The organism is Rhizobium sp. BT04 (genome assembly GCF_030053135.1).
In the GTDB taxonomy this organism is placed as follows: Bacteria; Pseudomonadota; Alphaproteobacteria; order Rhizobiales; family Rhizobiaceae; genus Rhizobium; species Rhizobium binxianense.
This window is the reverse complement of record NZ_CP125652.1, coordinates 2,428,654-2,451,538: the sequence shown is the minus strand read 5'-3', so window position 1 is coordinate 2,451,538 and position 22,885 is coordinate 2,428,654. Positions and strand designations below refer to the sequence as shown.

19 protein-coding genes and 1 riboswitch are annotated in these 22,885 nt (G+C 61.2%); of the genes, 12 read left to right on the top strand and 7 right to left on the bottom strand.

Annotation, left to right across the window (positions count from 1 at the left end; translation table 11 throughout):
- Positions 1–17 precede the first annotated feature (17 nt).
- The 6 genes from QMO82_RS20430 to QMO82_RS20405 all read left to right on the top strand — a co-directional run bounded on the left by QMO82_RS20430 (position 18) and on the right by QMO82_RS20405 (position 8,296).
- Positions 18–2,279 (top strand): heavy metal translocating P-type ATPase, encoded by a 2,262-nt coding sequence (locus tag QMO82_RS20430; protein WP_183610625.1) that lies wholly within the window; start codon positions 18–20, stop codon positions 2,277–2,279.
- Positions 2,280–2,495: 216 nt separating this feature from the next.
- Positions 2,496–2,722: riboswitch (cobalamin riboswitch) on the top strand.
- Positions 2,723–3,002: 280 nt separating this feature from the next.
- Complete coding sequence (gene nrdH / locus QMO82_RS20425; protein ID WP_018243700.1) at positions 3,003–3,224, top strand: glutaredoxin-like protein NrdH; 222 nt, start codon at positions 3,003–3,005, stop codon at positions 3,222–3,224.
- A gap of 11 nt (positions 3,225–3,235) precedes the next feature.
- Positions 3,236–3,640, top strand: coding sequence for a class Ib ribonucleoside-diphosphate reductase assembly flavoprotein NrdI (gene nrdI, locus QMO82_RS20420; protein ID WP_183610626.1), 405 nt, complete (start codon positions 3,236–3,238; stop codon positions 3,638–3,640).
- Positions 3,619–5,823 (top strand): class 1b ribonucleoside-diphosphate reductase subunit alpha, encoded by a 2,205-nt coding sequence (gene nrdE / locus QMO82_RS20415; protein ID WP_183610627.1) that lies wholly within the window; start codon positions 3,619–3,621, stop codon positions 5,821–5,823. The genes nrdI and nrdE overlap by 22 nt, the downstream gene beginning before the upstream one ends.
- Positions 5,824–5,977: 154 nt before the next feature.
- Positions 5,978–6,952 (top strand): class 1b ribonucleoside-diphosphate reductase subunit beta, encoded by a 975-nt coding sequence (gene nrdF, locus QMO82_RS20410; protein WP_183610628.1) that lies wholly within the window; start codon positions 5,978–5,980, stop codon positions 6,950–6,952.
- Positions 6,953–7,054: 102 nt separating this feature from the next.
- On the top strand, positions 7,055–8,296 hold the full coding sequence (locus QMO82_RS20405) for an adenylate/guanylate cyclase domain-containing protein (protein ID WP_183610629.1): 1,242 nt from the start codon (positions 7,055–7,057) through the stop codon (positions 8,294–8,296).
- Positions 8,297–8,372: 76 nt separating this feature from the next.
- Here the strand turns inward: QMO82_RS20405 and queE are convergent, their stop codons facing one another.
- The 4 genes from queE to QMO82_RS20385 all read right to left on the bottom strand — a co-directional run bounded on the left by queE (position 8,373) and on the right by QMO82_RS20385 (position 11,326).
- Positions 8,373–9,101, bottom strand: coding sequence for a 7-carboxy-7-deazaguanine synthase QueE (gene queE / locus QMO82_RS20400; protein ID WP_183610630.1), 729 nt, complete (start codon positions 9,099–9,101; stop codon positions 8,373–8,375).
- Entirely contained in the window at positions 9,098–9,454 is a 357-nt protein-coding gene (gene queD / locus QMO82_RS20395; protein WP_183610631.1) for a 6-carboxytetrahydropterin synthase QueD, read from the bottom strand. Before queD ends, queE begins: the two co-directional genes overlap by 4 nt.
- Positions 9,454–10,164 carry a 7-cyano-7-deazaguanine synthase QueC gene (gene queC / locus QMO82_RS20390; RefSeq protein WP_183610632.1) on the bottom strand — a complete coding sequence of 237 codons (711 nt, stop codon included), beginning with the start codon at positions 10,162–10,164 and terminating at the stop codon, positions 9,454–9,456. The genes queD and queC overlap by 1 nt, the downstream gene beginning before the upstream one ends.
- Before the next feature lie 109 nt (positions 10,165–10,273).
- Complete coding sequence (locus tag QMO82_RS20385; protein ID WP_183610633.1) at positions 10,274–11,326, bottom strand: LacI family transcriptional regulator; 1,053 nt, start codon at positions 11,324–11,326, stop codon at positions 10,274–10,276.
- Between the two features lie 305 nt (positions 11,327–11,631).
- Here QMO82_RS20385 and QMO82_RS20380 point away from each other — a divergent pair, with 305 nt between their 5' ends.
- The 4 genes from QMO82_RS20380 (at position 11,632) to QMO82_RS20365 (ending at position 16,037) form a co-directional block, all read left to right on the top strand.
- Entirely contained in the window at positions 11,632–12,891 is a 1,260-nt protein-coding gene (locus tag QMO82_RS20380) for an ABC transporter substrate-binding protein (RefSeq protein ID WP_275037925.1), read from the top strand.
- 96 nt (positions 12,892–12,987) lie between these two features.
- Positions 12,988–13,941, top strand: coding sequence for a carbohydrate ABC transporter permease (locus QMO82_RS20375; protein ID WP_105005730.1), 954 nt, complete (start codon positions 12,988–12,990; stop codon positions 13,939–13,941).
- Positions 13,938–14,918, top strand: a complete 981-nt coding sequence (locus QMO82_RS20370; RefSeq protein ID WP_183610639.1) for a carbohydrate ABC transporter permease — start codon at positions 13,938–13,940, stop codon at positions 14,916–14,918. The genes QMO82_RS20375 and QMO82_RS20370 overlap by 4 nt, the downstream gene beginning before the upstream one ends.
- A gap of 3 nt (positions 14,919–14,921) precedes the next feature.
- On the top strand, positions 14,922–16,037 hold the full coding sequence (locus tag QMO82_RS20365) for an ABC transporter ATP-binding protein (protein ID WP_283196521.1): 1,116 nt from the start codon (positions 14,922–14,924) through the stop codon (positions 16,035–16,037).
- 6 nt (positions 16,038–16,043) lie between these two features.
- On the opposite strand, the gene QMO82_RS20360 is transcribed toward QMO82_RS20365, so the two are convergent.
- The 3 genes from QMO82_RS20360 to QMO82_RS20350 all read right to left on the bottom strand — a co-directional run bounded on the left by QMO82_RS20360 (position 16,044) and on the right by QMO82_RS20350 (position 20,404).
- Entirely contained in the window at positions 16,044–18,287 is a 2,244-nt protein-coding gene (locus QMO82_RS20360; RefSeq protein ID WP_183609394.1) for a glycoside hydrolase family 2 protein, read from the bottom strand.
- A gap of 101 nt (positions 18,288–18,388) precedes the next feature.
- A complete protein-coding gene (locus tag QMO82_RS20355) occupies positions 18,389–19,387 on the bottom strand; it encodes a LacI family DNA-binding transcriptional regulator (protein ID WP_183609395.1) in 999 nt (332 codons plus the stop codon).
- A gap of 12 nt (positions 19,388–19,399) precedes the next feature.
- Positions 19,400–20,404 (bottom strand): Gfo/Idh/MocA family protein, encoded by a 1,005-nt coding sequence (locus QMO82_RS20350; RefSeq protein ID WP_183609396.1) that lies wholly within the window; start codon positions 20,402–20,404, stop codon positions 19,400–19,402.
- Positions 20,405–20,607: 203 nt separating this feature from the next.
- On the opposite strand from QMO82_RS20350, the gene QMO82_RS20345 reads away from it, so the two are divergent.
- Both QMO82_RS20345 and QMO82_RS20340 read left to right on the top strand, forming a co-directional pair.
- Entirely contained in the window at positions 20,608–21,900 is a 1,293-nt protein-coding gene (locus QMO82_RS20345) for an ABC transporter substrate-binding protein (protein WP_183609397.1), read from the top strand.
- A gap of 96 nt (positions 21,901–21,996) precedes the next feature.
- Complete coding sequence (locus QMO82_RS20340) at positions 21,997–22,884, top strand: carbohydrate ABC transporter permease (RefSeq protein WP_183609398.1); 888 nt, start codon at positions 21,997–21,999, stop codon at positions 22,882–22,884.
- The last annotated feature ends 1 nt before the right edge of the window (position 22,885 follow it).

Genomic DNA, 22,885 nt, shown 5'->3' with positions numbered 1-22,885 from the left:
TGACAAGGAAGCGGATGATGGTTGAGACGAGCGAGACACGATACCGGGTCGGCGGCATGGATTGCGCCTCCTGTGCGACCAAGATCGATACCGCGGTCAGACGCGTTGCCGGTGTCGCCGATGTTTCCGTCTCGGTGATGGCAGGCACGATGACCGTCCGGCATGACGGCAGCAGCGACCTCAAGGCGATCGAGAAGAAGGTGACGGGGCTCGGTTATTCGGTCTCGCCCTTTGCCGGAAACGCAGCACCCGCGCATGACCGTGGCGCGCACGATCATCACGACCACGGCGATCACGCGGGCCATGACCATCACGATCACGAAGGTCATAATCACGATCATGCGGGCCATGATCATGGCCATGCCCGCGGCGGGAAGGAAATCGAAGGTCTGCATGGGCACGACCATGCGCTGATGGCCGGTCCCTGGTGGCAGAGCAAGAAGGGCAGACTGACCATCCTTTCAGGTGCGGCGCTGATTGCCGCCTATGCCATCGGCCATCTGGTGCCTGCGATCGCCTCCTACGCCTTCATCATCGCCATGCTGGTCGGCCTGGTGCCGATCGCGCGGCGCGCGGTCATGGCTGCCTTCTCGGGAACGCCGTTTTCAATCGAGATGCTGATGACGATCGCCGCCGTCGGCGCCGTCATCATCAATGCCGGCGAGGAAGCGGCAACCGTCGTGTTCCTGTTCCTCGTCGGCGAGCTGCTGGAGGGCGTGGCGGCGGGCAAGGCGCGCGAAAGCATCCAGTCGCTGACGGCCCTGGTGCCGAAGAACGCGTTGCTCGAAGACAATGGCCAGACGCGCGAAGTGCCGGCGGAAAGCCTCGCCGTCGGCGCCATCATCATGGTGCGTCCGGGCGACCGCATCTCGGCGGACGGCATCATCGTCTCGGGCGAGAGCGCGATCGACGAGGCGCCGGTGACGGGCGAGAGCACGCCGGTGCGCAAGGGTGTCGATGCCGTCGTTTTTGCCGGCACGGTGAATGGCGATGCGGTACTCAGGGTTCGCGTCACGGCGGCCGCTGCCGATAATACCATTGCCCGTGTCGTCAAGCTGGTGGAGGAGGCGCAGGAATCCAAGGCGCCGACGGAACGTTTCATCGATCGCTTCTCGCGCTATTACACGCCCGGCGTGGTGGTGGTCGCCGCACTCGTTGCGGTCGCTCCGCCGCTGTTGCTCGGCGGCTTCTGGAGTGAATGGGTCTATAAAGGCCTTGCCATCCTGCTGATCGGCTGCCCCTGCGCGCTCGTCATTTCGACGCCGGCGGCGATCGCCGCCTCGCTTTCGGCAGGTGCCCAGCGCGGGCTGCTGATGAAGGGCGGTGCCGTCCTGGAAACGCTCGGCAAGGTGACGATGGTCGCCTTCGACAAGACCGGCACGCTGACGGAAGGCAAGCCGCAGGTGACCGATCTGGTTTCCTTCGGATTGAGCGAGGCGCAGTTGCTGTCGCGGGCCGCAGTGCTGGAGAAGGGTTCCAGCCATCCCTTGGCGCTGGCGATCCTCAACCGCGCCAAGGCGGACGGCGTTCCCGTGCCGCCGGCCTTCGAGCTGGAAGCACTGCCGGGCAAGGGTGTCAGCGGCAAAGTCGGCGGCGAGACGCTGGATCTGCTGTCGCCGCCTGCCGCTCGCGAGCGGGGGGCGCTCAGCGTCGAACAGGATGCACGCATCACGACGCTGAACGACGAGGGCAAGAGCGTATCGGTGCTGCTCGTCAACGGTGCCACGGCCGGCCTGATCGCCATGCGCGACGAGCCGCGCGAGGATGCGCAGGCGGGGCTTTCCACGCTCAAATCGGCCGGCGTCAAGGCGATGATGCTGACGGGCGACAACAAGCGGACGGCGGCGGCCGTCGCCGGCATGCTCGGCATCGACTGGCGCGGCGAGATGATGCCGGAGGACAAGCAGCAGGTCGTTGGCGAATTGAAGCGCGAGGGCTTTGTCGTCGCCAAGGTTGGCGACGGCATCAACGACGCGCCGGCGCTGGCGGCTGCCGATATCGGCATCGCCATGGGCGGCGGCACCGATGTGGCGCTGGAGACGGCGGATGCCGCAGTGCTGCACGGACGCGTCGGCGACGTGGCGCGGATGATCGAACTGTCCAAACGCACGATGCGCAACATCCTGCAGAATATCACCATCGCGCTCGGGCTGAAGGCGGTGTTCCTGGTGACGACGATCGCCGGCATCACCGGACTCTGGCCGGCGATCCTCGCCGATACCGGCGCCACCGTGCTGGTGACGATCAATGCGCTCAGGCTGCTTCGGATAAAGATATAACATCGCGGGTCACCGGCGGGATGTCCCATCGACGATTCGGGCGTGATCTCGAATCGAAATCTTGGCGCCGGCCATAGCCGGCTCTCATCAAGGCTTTCTCCACAGCCTGCTTTCTTTAAGCTTTGGTTATCCCTGTTTTTCACAGGAATACAGCAATTTCAAACCTGTCGTAACGCAAGGCAAAAACCATCCGTTGACGCGAATTTGGATTGAGGTACTATATCTAGTGTTCGAGGTTCCGTCGATTCGTGAGGATCGGCGGCTAAGACGGGAATTCGGTGCGCTTCGCCATCATGGCGCGGCAATGCCGGAGCTGCCCCCGCAACTGTAAGCGGTGAGCAACTGTCCGATTTCAGGTCACTGGAGCATGATGCTCCGGGAAGGCTGGGGCAGGGTGCTTTGACCCGTGAGCCAGGAGACCTGCCTCGAACAAAACGTCCACGGGCGGGGTGTCCGGATGGTCGCGTTGCATGGCTGCGGGGATGTCTCCGCATCGCGTTTCGCAGGCCCGAACCTTCGCCCCCGAAACCTTCGCATTGAGTCACTTCGGGGTGAAGTCATGTCAGTATCTCAGTCCAGGCCGCCGCCCGCACCAAGAGGGCGGATCACGCCCGGCGGCTGAACGAGCCGCATAGCTGCAAAACATCAGAGTGTTTTTCGACGGATATCAAGAGATTTCCGATCGATGTCCTGCGTCCCAATCGCGTCGTCACGAGGAATATCATGACCATTACCGTCTACAGCAAGCCTGCCTGCGTCCAATGCACCGCCACCTACCGCGCCCTCGACCGGCTGGGCGTCGACTATGACATCGTCGATATCTCGCAGGATGCCGAAGCGCTCGATCGCGTCCGCAGCCTTGGCTACATGCAGGCTCCGGTCGTCATCGCCGGCGAGCAGCATTGGGCGGGCTTCCGTCCCGACATGATCAGCGCACTTTCCTGATCGGAAAAGCGATGGGGCTGATCGTCTATTATTCCAGCCGGTCCGAGAATACCCATCGGTTCGTCGCCAAGCTCGGACTGCGCGCGGCGCGCATTCCCTCAAGCGGTGCAGACGCGTTCCATATCCGCGAACCCTTCGTGCTGATCGTGCCGACCTATAGCGGCGACGGCGGCAAGGGGGCCGTTCCCAAGCAGGTGATCCGTTTCTTGAACGATGCGGAAAACCGAGGACACATCCGCGGCGTGATTGCCGCGGGCAACAGCAATTTCGGCGAGACATACGGGCTCGCCGGCGACGTGATCTCGCGGAAATGCCAGGTACCTTACCTCTACAGGTTCGAGCTGCTGGGCACCGAAGACGACCTCGCCAACGTCAAACACGGAATGGAACGGTTTTGGACACGGGAACAACTCTGACGCGGGATGCGGGCGCAAAACCGCATAACACTTTTGCTCATCCCGCCGGCGAACGCCCTTTGAAAGCGGCTGATGCGGTCGACTACCACGCGCTGAACGCGATGCTGAACCTCTATGACGATGAGGGGCGGATCCAGCTCGACAAGGATCGTTTGGCAGCCAAGCAATATTTCCTGCAGCATGTGAACCAGAACACGGTGTTTTTCCACAATCTCAGGGAAAAGCTCGATTACCTCGTGACCGAGGGTTATTACGAGCAGGAGGTTCTCGACCAGTATTCCTTCAATTTCGTCCGCGATCTGTTCGACGAGGCCTATGCCAGGAAATTCCGTTTCCCGACCTTCCTCGGCGCCTTCAAATATTACACCAGCTACACGCTGAAGACCTTCGACGGAAAGCGCTATCTCGAGCGATATGAGGACCGCATCTGCATGGTGGCGCTGGCCTTGGCGCGCGGCGACGAGGCACTTGCCCGCGACCTAGTGGACGAGATCATTTCCGGCCGTTTCCAGCCGGCGACGCCGACCTTTCTCAATGCCGGCAAGAAGCAGCGTGGCGAACTGGTCTCCTGCTTTCTGCTGCGGGTCGAAGACAATATGGAATCGATCGGCCGATCGATCAATTCGGCGCTGCAATTGTCGAAGCGCGGCGGCGGCGTGGCGCTGTCGCTGACCAACATCCGTGAGGCGGGCGCGCCGATCAAGCAGATCGAAAACCAGTCGTCGGGCATCATCCCGGTGATGAAGCTGCTTGAAGACAGTTTCTCCTATGCCAACCAGCTCGGCGCGCGCCAGGGGGCGGGTGCCGTCTATCTGAACGCCCACCACCCCGACATCATGCGCTTCCTCGATACCAAGCGCGAAAATGCCGACGAGAAGATCCGCATCAAGACGCTGTCGCTCGGCGTCGTCGTGCCGGACATCACCTTCGAGCTCGCTAGGAATAGTGAGGACATGTACCTGTTTTCACCTTATGACGTGGAACGCGTCTATGGCGTGCCTTTCACCGAGATTTCGGTGACGGAAAAGTATCGCGAGATGGTCGCGGACGCCCGCATCTCGAAGAAGAAGATCAAGGCGCGCGAATTCTTCCAGGTGATCGCCGAAATCCAGTTCGAGAGCGGCTACCCTTACATCATGTTCGAGGACACGGTGAATCGGGCGAACCCGATCGCCGGGCGCATCTCGATGAGCAATCTCTGCTCGGAAATCCTGCAGGTCAGCGAGGCGAGCGAATACAACGACGACCTCTCCTACAAATATCTCGGCAAGGACATTTCCTGCAATCTCGGCTCGCTGAACATCGCCGCGGCGATGGATTCCGCCGATTTCGGCAAGACGATCGAGACTTCGATCCGGGCTTTGACGGCCGTTTCCGACATGAGCCACATCTCCTCGGTTCCCTCGATCGAGAAGGGCAATGACGAGAGCCATGCGATCGGCCTCGGTCAGATGAACCTGCACGGTTACCTCGCCCGCGAACGCATCTTCTACGGCTCCAGGGAAGGCGTCGATTTCACCAACATCTATTTCTATACGGTGACCTATCACGCGATCCGCGCCTCGAACCTTTTGGCGGTCGAACGCGGCCAGAGCTTCAAGGGCTTCGAAAATTCGAAATATGCCTCCGGCGACTATTTCGACAAATATACGGAGCAGGAATGGAAGCCTGCGACCGAAAAGGTGCAGGCGCTGTTCGACGATGCCGGAATCCTCGTTCCGACGCAGGAAGACTGGGTGGCGTTGAAGACGGCGGTGATGGCCTCCGGCCTCTATAACCAGAACCTGCAGGCGGTGCCACCGACAGGCTCTATCTCCTACATCAACCACTCGACCTCCTCGATCCATCCGATCGTCTCGAAGATCGAGATCCGCAAGGAAGGCAAGATCGGCCGCGTCTATTATCCGGCGCCGTTCATGACCAACGACAATCTCGATTATTACCAGGACGCCTACGAGATCGGGCCGGAGAAGATCATCGATACTTATGCGGCGGCGACCCAGCATGTCGACCAGGGCCTGTCGCTGACCTTGTTTTTCCGCGATACGGCAACGACGCGCGATATCAACAAGGCGCAGATTTACGCCTGGAAGAAGGGCATCAAGACGATCTACTACATCCGCCTTCGCCAGATGGCGCTGTCCGGCACCGAGGTGCAGGGCTGCGTGTCTTGTACGCTATGATTTGAATTCGGCCTTCGAGCCAGAGGCCCCTCACCCTAACCCTCTCCCCGCCGGGGAGAGGCGATGACGCTGCCGCAAGTCTCCCAGCGGGTAGAAGGTGCCGGCAGGCGGATGAGGGCGCTGCGCACACCGACTTCTCAGGAAGGACCACCTTATGAACATGCAAATCAAACCCGCCTCCCGGGTGCGCGCCGTCAACTGGAACCGCATCGAGGACGATAGGGATCTCGAAGTCTGGAACCGGCTCACTGGCAATTTCTGGCTGCCGGAGAAAGTGCCGCTCTCGAACGACATTCCCTCCTGGGCGACGCTGACGCCGGCCGAGCAGCAGCTGACCATCCGCGTCTTCACCGGGCTGACGCTGCTCGATACGATCCAGAACGGTGTCGGTTCCGTCAGGCTGATGGAGGATGCGGCGACGCCGCATGAGGAGGCCGTGCTTTCCAACGTCTCCTTCATGGAGGCGGTGCATGCCCGCTCCTATTCCTCAATCTTTTCGACGCTCTGCTCGACACCCGATGTCGACGATGCCTATCGCTGGTCGGAGGAGAATGAATTCCTGCAGCGGAAATCGACGCTGATCATGGAGCAGTACGGCTCCGGTGATCCGTTGAAGAAGAAGGTCGCCAGCGTCTTCCTCGAAAGCTTCCTGTTTTATTCCGGCTTCTACCTGCCCATGTACTGGTCGAGCCGCGCCAAGCTCACCAATACGGCCGACATGATCCGGCTGATCATCCGCGACGAGGCGGTGCACGGCTATTATATCGGCTACAAGTTCCAGCGCGGGCTGGAGCGGCTTTCCGAGGAGAGACGGCAGGAGATCAAGGATTTCGCCTTCGACCTGCTGCTCGAGCTCTATGATAATGAGGCGAGATATACCGAGGCGCTCTATGACGGCGTCGGGCTGAGCGAGGACGTCAAGAAGTTCCTGCATTACAACGCCAACAAGGCGCTGATGAACCTCGGCTACGAGGCGCTTTTCCCCTCCGAGGCCTGCAAGGTCAATCCGGCGATCCTGTCTGCGCTTTCGCCGAATGCCGACGAAAACCACGACTTCTTCTCCGGCTCCGGTTCCTCCTATGTCATCGGCAAGGCGGTTGCGACCGAGGACGAGGATTGGGATTTCTGAGACTTGATTGCGGTCTGCCCCTTATCATTTGCTTCCCTATCGCCCACATTCAGCGAAACCGAATTCGGCACCCGCCGATGATGTGGCGCAGCGGAGTTTTTAATGTCGTCTTTTCCAAACAAAGCCGGGACTGCCGTCGACGCGGAGGGGGGCGTCTGGCCGATCCGCAGGAGACGTATCCTCGATTGGCTGGTGAACGAGACGCGCGGCGAGCGGTTCATCGACAACATCCTGGTGGAGATGTGCGAGAAGCTGCTTTCGGCAGGGGTGCCGGTGGCGCGGGCGACGTTGCATTTCCGGACGAACCATCCGCAATGGATCGGTGCCCGCATCCTCTGGAAGGAAGGCCTGGCGGAGGCCAAGATCAACACATTCGCCTATGGTGTCGAAAACACGCCGGAGTTCCTGAACAGTCCCGTCAACGCGATCCATCAGGGTGCGGAGGAGGTCCGCAAACAGTTGGAAGGCAAGGCCGACGGCGAGCTGGATTCATTCTATCAGGAACTGCATGATGACGGCCTGACCGAGTATATCGCCTGGCCGGTCGAGCACACCTTCGGCAAACGGCATGTTGTGACATTTTCCACCAGCCGGCCGGGCGGTTTTACGAGCGACTATGTCGATTTCCTGCGCGATCTCCTGCCGGCCCTGACCCTTGTCAGCGAAATCCGCCTGAAGAACATCATGGCGCGCACGCTGCTGCAGACCTATGTCGGTCCGCATGCGAGCGAACAGATCCTGTCGGGCGTCACGACGCGCGGCAGCGGCGCCACCGTCGGCGCGGCAATCATGATCTGCGACCTGCGCGACTTTACGGCGATCTCCGATCTCTGGCCGCGTGACGATGTCATCCATCTGCTCAATGATTATTTCGACGCCATGTCCGACCCGATCGAACGCTATGGCGGAGAGATCCTGAAATTCATGGGCGACGGATTGCTGGCGATCTTCCCGCTGAGCAAGGACACGGCCTGTCACGATCTGCTGCAGGCGATCCGCGAAGGGCAGGCGTTGATGGCGCAATTGAACCAGCAGTATGCGGGCAACGGACGCGAGCCGCTGCGCTACGGCGTCGGCGTACATGTCGGCGACGTCATGTACGGCAATATCGGCTCGCGCCGGCGGCTGGATTTCACCGTCATCGGCCCGGCGGTCAATGTCGCCTCGCGGCTGGAAAGCCTGACCAAGGAGGTCAAGCGTCCGGTGCTGCTGTCGCGGGCCTTCGTCGAAATGGCGGGCTGTGCGGAAGACATGGACAGTCTCGGCACCTTCCCGCTGCGCGGGCTCGGAGAGCCTGTCGATGTCTTCGCCTTTCCGGAGCAAGCAATTCCAGGAAAAGTGTGAAGCGGTTTTCCCAGGCAAAGCACGAAGCGCTTTTGCCGGGAATTGCGTAAAACGAAAGGTTTTCAGGGCAGGTAGCTCAGACCCCTCGCTTGTTTCCCCACAACAGCACGTGCAGTTGCGGCAGCACGCGGGCCTTAAACCATCGGTCGGCCGTTACCTTGTCGACAAGCCAGTGCATCCGATCCATCACGCCGTCGATATCGATGCGGGCGTCGTCGTCATCGGGTGGCGGCGGCGTGTGGTTTCCCGGTTGGAGGAACAAGGGAATATAGGGATAACGCTTACCCACCTCTTGAGCGAACGCATAGTCGGCATCGTCGAAGACGACGATTTTCAATGCGATCTCCGGCCCGCCGGCGCTGAGCCGAAGACAGTTATCGATTTGGTCCCAATCGGTCAGCATTCCGCTTGACGGCGGCTTGGGGCTCAAGACCAGCATGTCGAGATCGCGAAACCAGTTCCGGGCCACACTTCCCTGCGTTTCCAGCGCGAAGCGGTATCCCTGGGAATGGCCGAGCTCGATCAGCGGCCCCAGAGGTTGGATCGCCGGATTGCCTCCGGAAAGGGTAACCGTCATCGGCTTACCTCCGGAGAGCTTCGTGACCTCCTGCCAGATTGCATCGGCCGCCATCGGAATCCATTGATCCCGGAACGCGCTGTCGACCGCGTGAAGACTGTCGCACCAGGAACAGCGATAGTCACAGCCGCCTGTCCTGACGAACACGGTCGGCAACCCGATCAGAGCGCCTTCGCCCTGGATGGTCGGGCCGAAGATCTCGCTGACGCGAATGGTCTCGCCGCTCATGGCCGGTACTCCGCCCAGGTCTTCGGCGTCTCGCTGACGCGGACGGACGATGTTTCCGGGAAACGCTGCTTGCACCAGTCGTAAAAGTGCTTTGCCAGGAATTCGGAGGTGACTTTCGAGTGGCCGAAGACGTCGTTCAGGTGGCGATGATCGAAGGTTTCGTCGATATAGCGTTTGAGCGGCGAGAGGTCGTGATAGTCGCGAACGAAGCCGTCATCATTCAGGCTTTCGGCAGCGAGCTCGACGACCACGACATAGTTGTGGCCGTGGAGCCTGGCACATTGATGATCGGCCGGCAGGTGATCCAGCTGGTGCGAGGCGGAGAGATGAAACTCCTTGGTGATGCGGTACATCAACGCACCTCCGTGGCAGAATATTGCGACACCGCCGCTTTCCAGAAATCGCGGTCTTCGTATTCGGTGGGATCGGGAATGCCGGCAAGATGGAACGCTTCGCGGCGCTCCACGCAGGTTCCGCAGCGTCCGCAATGGAGCCTGCCGCCTTTGTAGCAGGACCAAGTCTCTGCGAAGGGTGTGCTGTGTTTCGCGCCGTCGATCACGATCGCCGCTTTGGAAACCTCGACATAGGGTGCAAGCAGTTTGACGCTGGCATAACCGTCCAGCGCTTCGTTCTGCATGCGCTGGAAGGCGTCGATGAAGCCGGGCCGGCAGTCCGGGTAAATGAAGTGGTCGCCGCCGTGCACGGCGACGGCGACGGCATCCGCTTTCTGGGCAGCCGCCAGGCCGAATGCGATCGCCAGCATGATGGCATTGCGGTTCGGCACCACCGTGGCCTTCATGGTCTCCTCGGCATAATGGCCGTCCGGAACCTCGACATTATCGGTCAGGGCCGATCCGCTGAGATGGCCGCCGATGGCGGCGATGTCGATGATATGGTGGGGGACGGCAAGGCGTGCGGCGCACCGGGCGGCGAAGTCGAGTTCCTTGCGATGCCGCTGGCCGTAGTCAAAGGAGACGAGGCCGATAAGCTGTTGTTCCGCCGCTATTTTGTTGGCAAGCGAAACGGAGTCGAGTCCGCCGGAGCAGACGACGATGGTTTTCATATTTTGGATCCCTTGTTTTGACCGGGTGGGCTGCGACCGGATTACGGCGTGCTTCTAGGACAAATCACGCCTGTTGGGAATAGCCTTGAGGCACGAGCCTTCAGAGGGGTTAACCGATCGGGAAATTGATCTGCGGCGGCAGCAGCAGATGCAAATCTTCGAGGTCAACATTGTTGATGCGCTGCAGCAGCATACGTCCGAGATCCTCGCCCGCCGCCGTCAGGTCCTCGTGGATCGTATCGACCTTCGGCTGCAACTGGGTGAGAAGGCGGGACGTTTCCTTGGCGACGATATCGTAATCGACCCCGAGTGTCCGGCCGGCGTCGCTCATGCCGCTGATGACGGCGAGTGCGGAGACTTCGCCGGGACAGATGAAGCCATCGGGCGCATCCGGAGCGGCGGCGCGGCTGCAGATGAAATCGCGCAGCACATCCGCCGGCGTATCGAGATCGACGGTTTCGGGGATCTCATAGGCAATGCCTGCCTCCCGCACCGCCGTCATGAAGCCGTGCAGGATATGCTGGCAGAAGGTCAGCCGTTTCGGTGGCAGGATCACCGCCACCTTTCTGCGCTGCTTGGCGATCAGCCGGCGTGTGGCCTCATAGGCAAAGCTGAAATTGTCGTAGTCGACATAGGGGTGCGGCGTCGAAAATTCCGTGCGGCCATGACAGATGAAGGGAAAGCCGGTTTCGAGCAGCAGGCGGACGCGGGCGTCGAGCGGTTCGGTCCGAGTAAAGATCAGCCCGTCGGCGAGGTGGTTGCGGATGATGTATTCGGCCGCCTCGACATCGGTCGTCGACAGGAAGTTCGGGGCGACGACGAGATGGTAGGAGGTCTCCTTCAATGCCTTGGCGATGCCGTACATGATCGAGGTGCTGAAACCGACCACTTCTTCGTGCGAATCCAGCAGGATGGCGATGACGTTGGTGCGGCCGGTCTTCAGGCGCTGCGCGGCCCGATCAGGGAGATAGCCGATCTCACGGGCGATACGGTGCACACGCTGGCGGGTCTCCAGCGAAATCTGCGGTGCATCGGAGAGCGCCCGTGACACCGTCGTCACGGCCAGGCCGGCGATCGTCGCGATCGTTCGCAAGGTCGGCTTGTCGCGCTTGTGGGTGATATCGAGATTTTCGCCGCGTCGCGGCCGGGACGGTTCGGTCACTCTCGGCTTTCCGTGCTGGAATTGGCGATACAATAACACGATGACTCAGGCGCGCAATCGAGGAATGAAAACGTTTTAAATTTTCACCACCTGTTAGCTAGTATGATAATTACTATAAAATTCAATCGGATATCGAAATGACTATATTTTCTCGGGAGTCGAGAAAGGGCTTGACGACCCGTGACTTATAACGTTTTAAATTAGCAACCGCGCGGAGGAGCGCGGCTGTATGTCGACCGCCAACGGGCGGAAAACATCGGGCGGCAGGGAGGGCCCGCCGCCGATCTTCAAATGGGAGGAAATTCATGCGCAAGTTTTTGAGCTCGGCGGCTGTTGCCGTCGTGATGATGGCTGGCCTCGGTGCGGCGCAGGCTGCCGACGTGAAGGAAGTGCAGATGCTGCACTGGTGGACGTCTGGCGGTGAGGCAGCGGCGCTGAACGTCTTGAAGCAGGATCTGTCGAAGGAAGGTTTTGCCTGGAAGGACGTTCCTGTTGCCGGCGGTGGCGGTGACGCGGCGATGACGGCGCTGAAGGCGATGGTTGCGGCCGGCACCTATCCGACAGCCTCGCAGATGCTGGGTTATACCGTGCTCGATTATGCCCAGGCCGGCGTCATGGGCGATCTGACGGAGACGGCGAAGAAGGAAGGCTGGGACAAGTCGGTGCCGGCAGCGCTGCAGAAGTTCTCGGTCTATGACGGCAAATGGGTTGCAGCCCCGGTCAACGTGCATTCGGTCAACTGGCTGTGGATCAACAAGGCTGTGATGGACAAGATCGGCGGCACGCAGCCGAAGACCTTCGAGGATCTGATCGCCCTGCTCGACAAGGCCAAGGCCGCCGGTGTCATCCCGCTCGCCCTTGGCGGCCAGAACTGGCAGGAAGCGACGATGTTCGATTCCATCGTACTGTCGACCGGCGGTCCGGAGTTCTACAAGAAGGCCTTCAACGACCTCGACGAGGAATCGCTGAAGTCCGACACGATGAAGAAGTCCTTCGACAATCTGGCGACGATCATCAAATATGTCGACCCGAACTTCTCGGGCCGCGACTGGAACCTCGCCACCGCCATGGTCATCAAGGGTGACGCGCTGGTGCAGGTGATGGGCGACTGGGCCAAGGGCGAATTCGTCGCCGCCAAGAAGACGCCGGACACCGACTTCCTGTGCTACCGCTTCCCCGGCACCGACGGCAGCGTGATCTACAACTCCGACATGTTCGGCATGTTCAACGTCCCCGACGACCGCAAGGCGGCGCAGGTGGCGCTGGCAACGGCGACGCTGTCGAAGAGCTTCCAGTCGGCCTTCAACGTCGTCAAGGGTTCGGTGCCGGCTCGTACCGATGTTCCCGATACCGACTTCGACGCCTGCGGCAAGAAGGGCATCGCCGACCTGAAGGCCGCCAATGAGGGCGGCACGCTGTTCGGCTCGCTGGCGCAAGGCTACGGCGCTCCTCCGGCCATCGCCAATGCCTATAAGGATGTCGTCTCGAAGTTCGTCCACGGCCAGATCAAGACCTCCGACGAGGCCGTCAAGCAGCTCGTCCAGGCGATCGACGACGCCCGCTGAGACCATTGTGACAAACGCTTCCCCGCATCGTCGCGGGGAAGCTTCAGGCGCCGCGCCGATCATGTGGGGCCGAGAATGTAGGGGAGATGACATTCCATGAGCACAGTTGCGACCACCGATCCGGTTCTGACGCCGCGGCAATCGACGGGGATCTCGCTGCGGGGCCGACTGCAGGATGCGCTGCCGAAGATCGTGCTGGCGCCGAGCTTCGTCATCACCATCATCTTCGTCTACGGCTTCATCGTCTGGACGGCCTATCTGTCCTTCACCAATTCCAAGACCTTTCCGTCTTATGCGCTGACGGGAGCGCGCGCCTATCAGCGGCTGTGGCGCTGGACCTTCGAGAGCGATCCGCCGTCCTCCTGGTACACCTCGATCACCAATATGGCGATCTTCGGCTTTCTCTATATCGGCATCTGCCTGGCGCTCGGTCTGTTCCTGGCCATCCTGCTCGACCAGAAGATCCGCGGCGAGGGTCTGCTCAGACCGATCTTCCTCTATCCGATGGCGCTCTCCTTCATTGTGACAGGCGTTGCCTGGAAATGGTTCCTCGATCCCGGCCTCGGGCTGGAACAGACGCTGCACCATTTTGGCTGGACGAGCTTCCACTTCGACTGGATCAAGAACAAGGACTTCGTCATCTACACCGTCGTCATCGCCGGCGTCTGGCAGGCGTCGGGCTTCGTCATGGCGATGTTCCTGGCGGGCCTGCGCGGCATCGACGGCGAGATCATGAAGGCCGCCCAGATCGACGGCGCCTCGCCCTTCCAGCTCTACCGCCGCATCGTCATCCCGCTGCTGCGGCCGATCTTTCTCTCCGCCTTCATCGTGCTCGCCCATATGGCGATCAAGTCTTATGACCTGGTGGTGGCGCTGACCTCGGGCGGCCCCGGCGGCTCGGCCTGGCTGCCGTCGAACTTCATGTATGAATACACCTTCAAGCGCAACGAGATGGCCGTCGGCTCGGCCAGCGCCATCATCATGCTGATGACCATCTCGGCGATCATCGTGCCCTATCTCTATTCCGAACTGAAGGAGAAGGCGCGATGAGCAGTCTGACCTCTTCAACAGTAACCTCGGCAGCAACGCTTTCGCAGGCCAGCGACGACAGGAACGACAGCAACAACAATGCCCGCTGGATCGGCCGCATCGTCATCTACGGCCTGCTGGTGATCTTCGCGATCCTCTACCTGATGCCGCTCTTCGTCATGCTGACGACCTCGTTCAAGACCATGGACGAGATCCAGAACGGCAACATGCTGGCGCTGCCGCAATCGCCGACCTTCGATCCCTGGATCAAGGCCTGGGGCGAGACCTGTGTGGGGCTCACCTGCGCCGGCATCAAGGGTTACTTCTGGAACTCGATCAAGATGGTGGTGCCGGCTGTCGCGATCTCCACCATCATGGGGGCGCTGAACGGCTATGTCCTGACCAAATGGCGCTTTCCCGGCCACACGCTGGTGTTCGGGCTGATGCTGTTTGCCTGCTTCATCCCGTTCCAGTCGGTGCTGCTGCCGATGGCGACGATCCTCGGCAGCCTCGGCCGCTTCGGCATGACGCTGCAGAATGCCACCGGCTGGAACTTCGGCTTCGGCAATCCGACGGTCAATCTGGTCTTCGTCCATGTCGTCTATGGCTTGGGCTTCACCACCCTGTTCTTCCGCAATTTCTACGAGGCCTTCCCGACCGAACTGGTGCGGGCCGCCCAGGTCGATGGCGCCAGCTTCTTCCAGATCTTCCGCCGCATCATGCTGCCGAACTCGCTGCCGATCATCGTCGTCACCGTGATCTACCAGTTCACCAATATCTGGAACGACTTCCTGTTTGCCTCGGCTTACGCCGGCACCGGTGACTCCATGCCGATGACGGTGGCGCTGAACAATGTCGTCAACACCTCGACCGGGGTGGTCGAATACAATGTCAACATGGCGGCGGCGATGATCGCCGCCGTGCCGACGCTCATCGTCTATATCCTCGCCGGCCGCTACTTCGTGCGTGGCCTGATGGCGGGCGCTGTCAAAGGGTAATCCATGGCCTTCCTCGAAATCTCCGGTCTTAAAAAACGCTTCGGCGCCGTCGACATTCTCAAGGGGATCGACCTCGAACTCGACAAGGGCGGCTTTCTCGTGCTGGTCGGCCCGTCCGGCTGCGGCAAGTCGACCCTGCTCAACACCATTGCCGGGCTGGAGACGATCACCTCTGGCGATATCAGGATCGACGGGCGCGACATCAGCGGTCTGCATCCCTCCAAGCGCGACATCGCCATGGTGTTCCAGTCCTATGCGCTCTATCCGAACATGACGGTGGCGGGAAACATCGCTTTCGGCATGGAGATCCGCGGCGTTCCCAAGGAGGAACGGGAAAAGGCGATCAAACAGGTCTCCGACATGCTGCAGATCGGCCATCTGCTCGACCGCAAGCCGAGCCAGCTGTCGGGCGGCCAGCGCCAGCGTGTCGCCATGGGGAGAGCCTTGGTGCGCAATCCGCAGGTCTTCCTGTTCGACGAGCCGCTCTCCAATCTCGATGCCAAGCTGCGCGTCGACATGCGCACCGAGATCAAGCGGCTGCACCAGCGCATGGGCACCACCTTCGTCTATGTCACCCATGACCAGATCGAGGCGATGACGCTGGCGACCAAGATCGCCGTGCTGAAGGACGGCGTGCTGCAGCAGTTCGGCACGCCGGCCGAGATCTATAACAGCCCCGCCAATATCTTCGTCGCCGACTTCATGGGCTCGCCGGCGATGAACCTGCTCACCGCCACCGTCGAGACCGGCGCCGGCGGGCTTGAGGTCTCGCTGGAGCGGCCGAATGCCGCCCCGCTGAGGCTCCCGGTCATGGCAGGCAATAATGGCCTGACCGGCTATACCGGCAGGCAGGTGATCTTCGGCATCCGGCCGGAGGCGCTGACCGATCCCGACGGCGCCGACCGCAAGGCGCGCATGCTGAGCGAGGGCGACTGCCTGATCGAGGTGGTCGAACCGGCCGGCTCCGACACCTTCGCCGTCACCAAGCTCGGCGGCAAATCCGTCATCGCCCGCCTGCGCGCCGATACCGGCATCGCTCCAGGACAAAACACCCGCCTCGCCTTCAATCTCGACAAGGCCGTCTTCTTCGATCCCGAGAGCCAGGCGCGGATCGGGTGACGGCCGTTAGGCGGCCGTCACGATTGTTGTCACCGGAGGGAAACGCGAGGAGACCGCTTCGACGGTGATCTCGCCAGTGAACCCCGTCGCCTCCAGCCAGAAACCGGCCGTGCCACCCTGCAAGGGTACATTGGTCGGGCCGATGACTTTCGCCGGGCCATGCACCTTCAGCGATATGCTGTCATTCATGAAGGGCAGGCGCTGGCCGCACTGATCGAGGGCGCGGATGACGACACGGGTGCTGTCGCGTTCGCGGGCTTTCAGCGTCGAGCTGTCGGCGATGATTTCCAGCGTCGTCGGCAAGGGATCGGCCGCCAGCGTCAGGCTCGTCACCGGCTGGCCGTCGATATAGCCGGTCAAGGTGCCGTCGATCCATTCGAGACCCCAGGTGCCAAGTTCGTCGGCGGTGAAGTGTCGATGGTCGAGCACGACGGGCGGATGCGGCAAATGCGGATAATTCTCGCGGTCCGGACCGATGCGCTTCGAAAGCGCGCCATATCGCAGCTCCACCTCGTCGCAGTTGGTGAGGATGATCAGCGGCAGCACGCCGCCGATATTGCGTTCGCCGCGCGCCCAGAAGGTTGCCGGCTTCATGACGATCTCGTCGGACGGATCGCACTGGCTGATATAGGCATAGGCCGCGAATTTCGGCTCGCGGAACATGTCCATGACACCGTGATAGCAGATGCGATCGCCCGAGCCGAAATCCTTATGGGTGTTGTAATCGAACATGCACCAGCCGATGGCGCCCGATATATCGGGGTCGCCATAGGCGGCGTTCAGCACATCCAGGTGCCGGCGCACATGCTCGGCCTGGCGCTGTTCCTGGTCGTAGATCTTCGTCGGGTGCATGTGGCCGTTGAACTCGGTGATGAGGTACGGCACCTTGCGCGACAGGCCGGTGTTTTCCAGCTGGGCGCGCAGCGCCGTGCGCGGGCGGTTGGCGCCCGGCAGTTCTTCATTGCCGAGGATGAAGTCGTTCATCGTATAGACGTCTTCGAGCAGCTCGCTCTCGGTGATATAACGCACGCCGCCGGTCTGGCGGGTGCTGTCGAGTTCACGGGCCAGCCGGTTGGTCTCGGCGTAGAAATCGTGATTGTCCTGCGATTCGTTGATGCGCACGCCCCAGATGATGATCGAGGGATGGTTCCAGTCGCGCTCGATCATGCGGCGGACGTTTTCGATCGATTCCTGCTGCCAGTCGGCATCGCCGATATGCTGCCAGCCGGGAATCTCCTCGAAAACCAGCAGGCCGATCGCATCGCAGCGGTCGAGGAACCATTTCGACTGCGGATAGTGCGAGGTGCGGACGATATTGCATTTCAGCACCGACTTCATGATGTCGGCGTCGCGCTCCTGCGCGGAGCGGCCGGCGGCATAACCGACATAGGGGAAGGCCTGGTGACGGTTGAGGCCACGCAGCTTCAGCGGCTTGCCGTTCAAGAGGAAGCCTTCCGGCGTGAACTCGGCGGTGCGGAAGCCGAAGCGGGCGGAGAGACGGTCGGAGCCGTGTTCGGTCCGGAGCTCGACGGCGACTTCGTAGAGCGTGGGATCGGTGATGTCCCAAAGGGCAATGCCGGTAAGGCTGCCGAAGGAGAGGGTCGTGCGGCTGCCGATCGTTTCGGTGGCGGCGGTGGCCACCACCGTGCCGTCTGCCTGCTTCAGCGTGGCGGTGACGGTCGCCGAGAAGCTACGGCTCTCGGGATTGGCGACGTCGACGCGCACGCTCGCCGATTTTTCCGGACGAAGAACGTCTGTGGTTTCGATCTTGAGATTGCCGATCGACACCGGGTCGGTGACCTTCAGCCAGACGTCGCGGTAGATGCCGGCATAGGTGAGATAATCGATGCGGCCGCCGAAGGGCGGAATGGCGGGGTTTTCGCTGCCGTCGATCTTGACGGTGACGAGATTCTCGCCCTTGAGGAGCCTGCCGGTGAGGCGGGCCTCGAAAGGGGTGTAGCCGTCCTTATGAGCGATGATCTCTTCGCCGTTCAAATAGACGACGCTGTCGGCCATGGCGGCGTCGAAGACGAGCGAGACCTCGCGCCCCTCGAATTCCGGCAGCCAACGCAGCATCTTCTGATAGGTGAAGGCGCGCTGATAGCTGGTCTCATCGAAATAGTTGAAGGGCAATTCGACGGCGGTATGCGGCAGGCTGACTGACTTGGCGGCATCGAAAGTTTCGAGCAATCGCTGGCCGAAGCCCTCATGGAAACTCCAGCCTTCGTTGAAGGAGACGACGGAACGCATTTCAGGCTCCTCCGGCAAGGGCGTCAGAAACGCTGCGGCGCCTTTCAGCGCGTGAAAATCTGGTCATCGGTATTCCTCCTCGATGCAATGGATGTGTGCCGCTATGCGGTCGAGCCCCAGCGGGCGGTGCAGGTGAGTGTGATGCTGTGCGGGCCTTCGATCTCGGCGTCATGGCGTTCGATCAGTTCGACGACGGCATCGATGAAGGCGACGTGGTCGAGGCTCAGCGTGGTGAGGTCGTTGCAGTCCCAGGCAGCCATGGCGATGCCGTCCTGACCGACGATGGCGATATCATCCGGTGTGTTCTTGCCGAGCACCCGGCGGGCGGCATCGCGCGCACCGATCGCCATCACGTCGTTGCCGCAGATGACGGCGTCGACCTTGTCTCGATGCAGCAGGAGCACGGCTTCCTTGAAGCCGGAATCATAGGAATAATCGCCGACGGCTTGCGCCTCGAAGGCGAGGCCGCGCTTGGCCAGCGCATCGGCGAACCATTTGCGCCTGAGCTTGTCGATCCAGCTGGAATTGGTGCCGGAGAGGTAGGCGAAACGCTTCTTGCCGTCACGGACGATCTTGTCGATGATCTCGTCGGCGGCCTCAGAGCCGTCGATGCGGATGCTGGAGACGTTTCCGTTGTCGAGCGGCTCGAAGGAGACGATGATCGGCTTGGTCGTGTGGAAGATGTCGACGGCATCCTGCATCGACACCATGTCGGAGAAGACGACGACGTGATCGACCTGATAGGTGGAGGCAAGGCGCATCAGCTGCAGCCGGTCGGAATGATCGGCGCAGCAGAGGATGATCGGCAGCAATTGTCTTGCCTGCAGGCGGTGGACGAGAAGCTGCTGCTCCTCGGCCTCGCAGGGGTTGCCGATCGCATTGACAACAAGGGCGACGAGGCGCGAGCGCTGGTTGTTCAGCGAGCGGGCGATCGCGTTCGGCTGGTAGCCATGTTCACGGGCGACGGCGAGGATGCGGTCGCGCGTGGCGCTGCCGATGCGCGAATCCGGCGAAAAGGCGCGGGAAATGGTGGCGGAGGAGACGCCGGCGAGTTTCGCCAGTTCCTTCGAGGTGATCCGCCGTCTGCTCATACCGCTCATCTTCAGCGCCTGTTAGGCGACGATCCTGACGGAAGCGCCGTCGGCCGCTGCCGATTCCTTGATTGCATCCCATAGCCTAGCGAATCTGAGGCCCATTTCAACGGAGCCGGAGTTTTCCATCTTTCCCTCGCGAATGGCGAGGAAATTCTTCATCGGATTGCCGAGAATCTCGGCCTCCTCGCGCGGCTCGGCGGTGCGCCCGACGCTGATCTCGCGCCAGCCGCCCCAGGCGTCGATGCGCACGATCGCCTTCGAATAGAAGAAGGTGATGTAGGAGGCGCAGCCCGGAGGGCCTTCGCCGGCGGCCGTCAATGTCGCCAGCGCGCCGTTCTTCAGCCGCGCTGAGACGGCGGTGGCGATGTCGACCTTTTTGCCATGATTGGCCATATAGGCCGAAACACTGTCGAAATCGGAATTGGCGAGCAGGCAGACGGTGTTCATCATGTGGGCGCCGGTATCGAACATGAAGCCGCCTCCTGATATCTCAGGCTGCTGCTTCCAATGGCCGTCGTAGTTGGACGACCAGCTTTCCCAGATCATGCCGGATATGACGATCAACTCGCCGAATTCGCCGGCGAGAGTCCGCCGGCGTGTGTCGAGCACCAGCGGCGAGAGGCCGCCCTGGAAGGCGGTAACGATGGTGACGCCGCTCTTTTTCTGCGCGGCGATCAGCCTCTCGGCCTCGTCGACCGTCGTCACCATCGGCTTTTCCAGGAAGAGGTCGAGGCCGGCCTCGGCAACGGCGGTTGCCTGCTCGGCATGGAAGGCATGCGGGGTGGAGACGTAGACGATGTCGAGATCGCCCCGGCATTCCGCGAGCATCTGGCGATAATCCTCGAAGCTCTTCGGTTCTGGTGCGCCGGCGGCGAGGCAGACGTCGATCAGGCGCTGGCGCGAAGCCGCCGTGGTGTCGGCGAGTGCAGCAAATTCGATCTCCGGCATCTTGACCCAGCTCTCGGCATATTCTGCCGCCTTCAAGCCGGCGCCGATGACGCCAAGGCGTAATTTCCCAGTCATGAAATTTCCTCCCTGAATGTATTGTGCACACGATTACACAAACGGTTTGGTGATGGCAATGTCTAAATAGATAAGCAATATCAGTATATTAAAACTCACATATAAATCCTTTCAAAAACCGCCTTGTCAGCGTTAGGAATGCGTGTACATTTTCGCAGCCGGTGCTGGAGGGCGCCGTGTCTCTACAAAAGGGAGGACTTCCGTTGAAGAAGATGATTCTTGGCGGCCTGTGCGCCGTTCTGCTCGGCGCGGTTTCGACGCTGGCGCAGGCAGAAACAATCCGAATTGCAAATCATGGTCAGGCCGGCATCGACGCGATGAAGTCGACGGTCGAGCGGATCGAAAAGAAATATGGCGTCACCGTCGAGGTCATCGAATATCCGGCACCCGACAAGGATTACCTGACCAAGCTCCTGACCGAGCTCGGCGCCGGCAACGCGCCCGACCTGTTCTCCATTCCGACGACGGCCGCCGTCGCCGACATGGTGGAAGCCGGCTATCTCGCGCCTGTTACCAAGGAGTTCAAGGCCTGGGATGGCTACGCCAACCTTTATGAGGTCGCCAAGGAACTTGCCGTCAGCCCGGATGGTGAAACCTATGTGATGCCGTTCATGCTCGGCATCCAGGAAATCTATTACCGTAAGGACGTTCTCGAAAAAGCCGGCATCTCCACCGAACAGCCGAAGACCTGGCAGGAGCTTCTCGATCGTGCGGCCGAGATCAAACAGAAGACCGGCGCTTACGGCCTGCTGTTCCCGGCCGGCGTTTCCTGGGGAAGCGGTGCCTTCGATGAAGGCTTCCAACACCTGCTCGTCGGTTCCAAGACGCCGCAGCTTGTCGATGCCGACGGCAAGCTCGACCTCAATGGCGAAGGCATCAAGGATGTCTTCAACGTTTACAAGGAATTGATCGACAAGGATCTGATGCCGACCCAACCGCTGCTCGGGCCCGAGCCCTGGGTCGTGCCGAAGTATCAGATGTTCCCGGCCGGCAAGCTCGTCGCCACCACCTGCGGCTCCTGGTGTTATATTTTCGACTGGGGCCGTGAAAGCAAGAACCCGATCCCTGACGTGACGAAGGTGGTCGGCACCTGGACCGTTCCGGGTCAGAGCAGCGGCCAGTATGTGCTGGCCAACCTCGCCGCACCGTGGGCGGTCAATTCCAAGTCGGCCAATACCGAGCTGGCGATCAAGGCGCTGATGGAGATCGGCTCGATCGAGACACAGGTTTCCTACGCCGCCCGCATTGGCAACATCCCGGCCAGCAAGGATGCGGCTGACAATGCTGACTTCCAGAAGCTAACGGAACTGGTTCCGATCCATGCAGCGGCCGGAAACGGCGTGTTCCTGAAACAGGCCTCCGGTTTCGGCACGGTTTCGGAAGGTGTGGCGCGGGCCACCGAAGCGCTGCTGCGCAAGGAAACCGATGCCGCCGGCGCCCAGAAGATCCTCGTCGACTATGTCAAGGAAACGCTCGGCGACGACATGGTCAAGTAAGCGCCGACACCCGCTCTTCCGCCAGGACGGGGACGCGGCACCATCGCCCGCGTCTTCCCGCTTTCATTCGATAAGCCGATAAGGTTGTGAGCTTCCATGGCCCGAAACTCTCATGAAAAGCGCGCCGAGCGGCAATGGCTGCTGATCCTGCTGCCCTCGCTGGTGTTGCTTCTGGCCTTCGTCATCTATCCGGCCCTCTATTCCATCTATCTGAGCTTCACCAACGAGGCGCTGACCGGGGCGGCGGCCCTTCGGCCCCGCTTCGTTGGCTTCAGGAACTATGTCAGGCTCTTCAACGACGCGAAGTTCTGGAATTCGCTGTTCGTCACCTTCGTTTTCGTCATCGGTTCGGCGGTGATCGGCCAGTTCGTGCTCGGCCTGATCTCGGCAATTGCGCTGCGCCGCCCGATCCGCTTTCGGCGGGTGTTCTCGTCGATCATCCTGTTGCCGAACGCAGCCCCTGAAGTCGTCGCCGGTTTCATGTGGATATCGATGCTGGCGGGTGGCGACAATGCCACACTCAGCCGCATCGTCAGCTTCTTCGGCATCACGCCGGCCGACTGGCTGCAGGTCTTCCCGCTGTCGATGATCATTGTCGTCAACACCTGGCGCGGCATCGCCACGGCGATGATCCTGTTGACGGCCGGCCTCAGTACCATTCCGGCGGAGATTTATGAGGCAGCGCGCATGGACGGCGCCACTCCATCGCAGATGTTCCGCCGCATCACCCTGCCGCTGATGATGCCGACGATCCTGCTCTATATGTTGATCTCGGCCGTCTCCACCATCGCCGTGTTCGGCCTCGTCTATGCGCTGACGCGTGGCGGGCCGGGCGGGGCGACCGAGGTGGTCAGCATCTATATCTACAACCAGTCCTTCACGGCGTTCCAGCTGGGCTATGGTGCTGCGGTCGCCGTCGTCGCACTCGTCATCTCGCTGATGTTGGGCATCGCCTATGTCCGAGCGATGAAGGTGGAGGTCTGAC

Excerpts from the sequence above, each read along its gene's own strand:
- QMO82_RS20430 (WP_183610625.1), top strand. The coding sequence starts at position 18 with ATGGTTGAGACGAGCGAGACACGATACCGGGTCGGCGGCATGGATTGC.
- nrdH (WP_018243700.1), top strand. The coding sequence starts at position 3,003 with ATGACCATTACCGTCTACAGCAAGCCTGCCTGCGTCCAATGCACCGCC.
- nrdI (WP_183610626.1), top strand. The coding sequence starts at position 3,236 with ATGGGGCTGATCGTCTATTATTCCAGCCGGTCCGAGAATACCCATCGG.
- nrdF (WP_183610628.1), top strand. The coding sequence starts at position 5,978 with ATGAACATGCAAATCAAACCCGCCTCCCGGGTGCGCGCCGTCAACTGG.
- QMO82_RS20405 (WP_183610629.1), top strand. The coding sequence starts at position 7,055 with ATGTCGTCTTTTCCAAACAAAGCCGGGACTGCCGTCGACGCGGAGGGG.
- queE (WP_183610630.1), bottom strand. The coding sequence starts at position 9,101 with ATGAGCGGCGAGACCATTCGCGTCAGCGAGATCTTCGGCCCGACCATC.
- queD (WP_183610631.1), bottom strand. The coding sequence starts at position 9,454 with ATGTACCGCATCACCAAGGAGTTTCATCTCTCCGCCTCGCACCAGCTG.
- queC (WP_183610632.1), bottom strand. The coding sequence starts at position 10,164 with ATGAAAACCATCGTCGTCTGCTCCGGCGGACTCGACTCCGTTTCGCTT.
- QMO82_RS20380 (WP_275037925.1), top strand. The coding sequence starts at position 11,632 with ATGCGCAAGTTTTTGAGCTCGGCGGCTGTTGCCGTCGTGATGATGGCT.
- QMO82_RS20375 (WP_105005730.1), top strand. The coding sequence starts at position 12,988 with ATGAGCACAGTTGCGACCACCGATCCGGTTCTGACGCCGCGGCAATCG.
- QMO82_RS20370 (WP_183610639.1), top strand. The coding sequence starts at position 13,938 with ATGAGCAGTCTGACCTCTTCAACAGTAACCTCGGCAGCAACGCTTTCG.
- QMO82_RS20365 (WP_283196521.1), top strand. The coding sequence starts at position 14,922 with ATGGCCTTCCTCGAAATCTCCGGTCTTAAAAAACGCTTCGGCGCCGTC.
- QMO82_RS20360 (WP_183609394.1), bottom strand. The coding sequence starts at position 18,287 with ATGCGTTCCGTCGTCTCCTTCAACGAAGGCTGGAGTTTCCATGAGGGC.
- QMO82_RS20355 (WP_183609395.1), bottom strand. The coding sequence starts at position 19,387 with ATGAGCGGTATGAGCAGACGGCGGATCACCTCGAAGGAACTGGCGAAA.
- QMO82_RS20350 (WP_183609396.1), bottom strand. The coding sequence starts at position 20,404 with ATGACTGGGAAATTACGCCTTGGCGTCATCGGCGCCGGCTTGAAGGCG.
- QMO82_RS20340 (WP_183609398.1), top strand. The coding sequence starts at position 21,997 with ATGGCCCGAAACTCTCATGAAAAGCGCGCCGAGCGGCAATGGCTGCTG.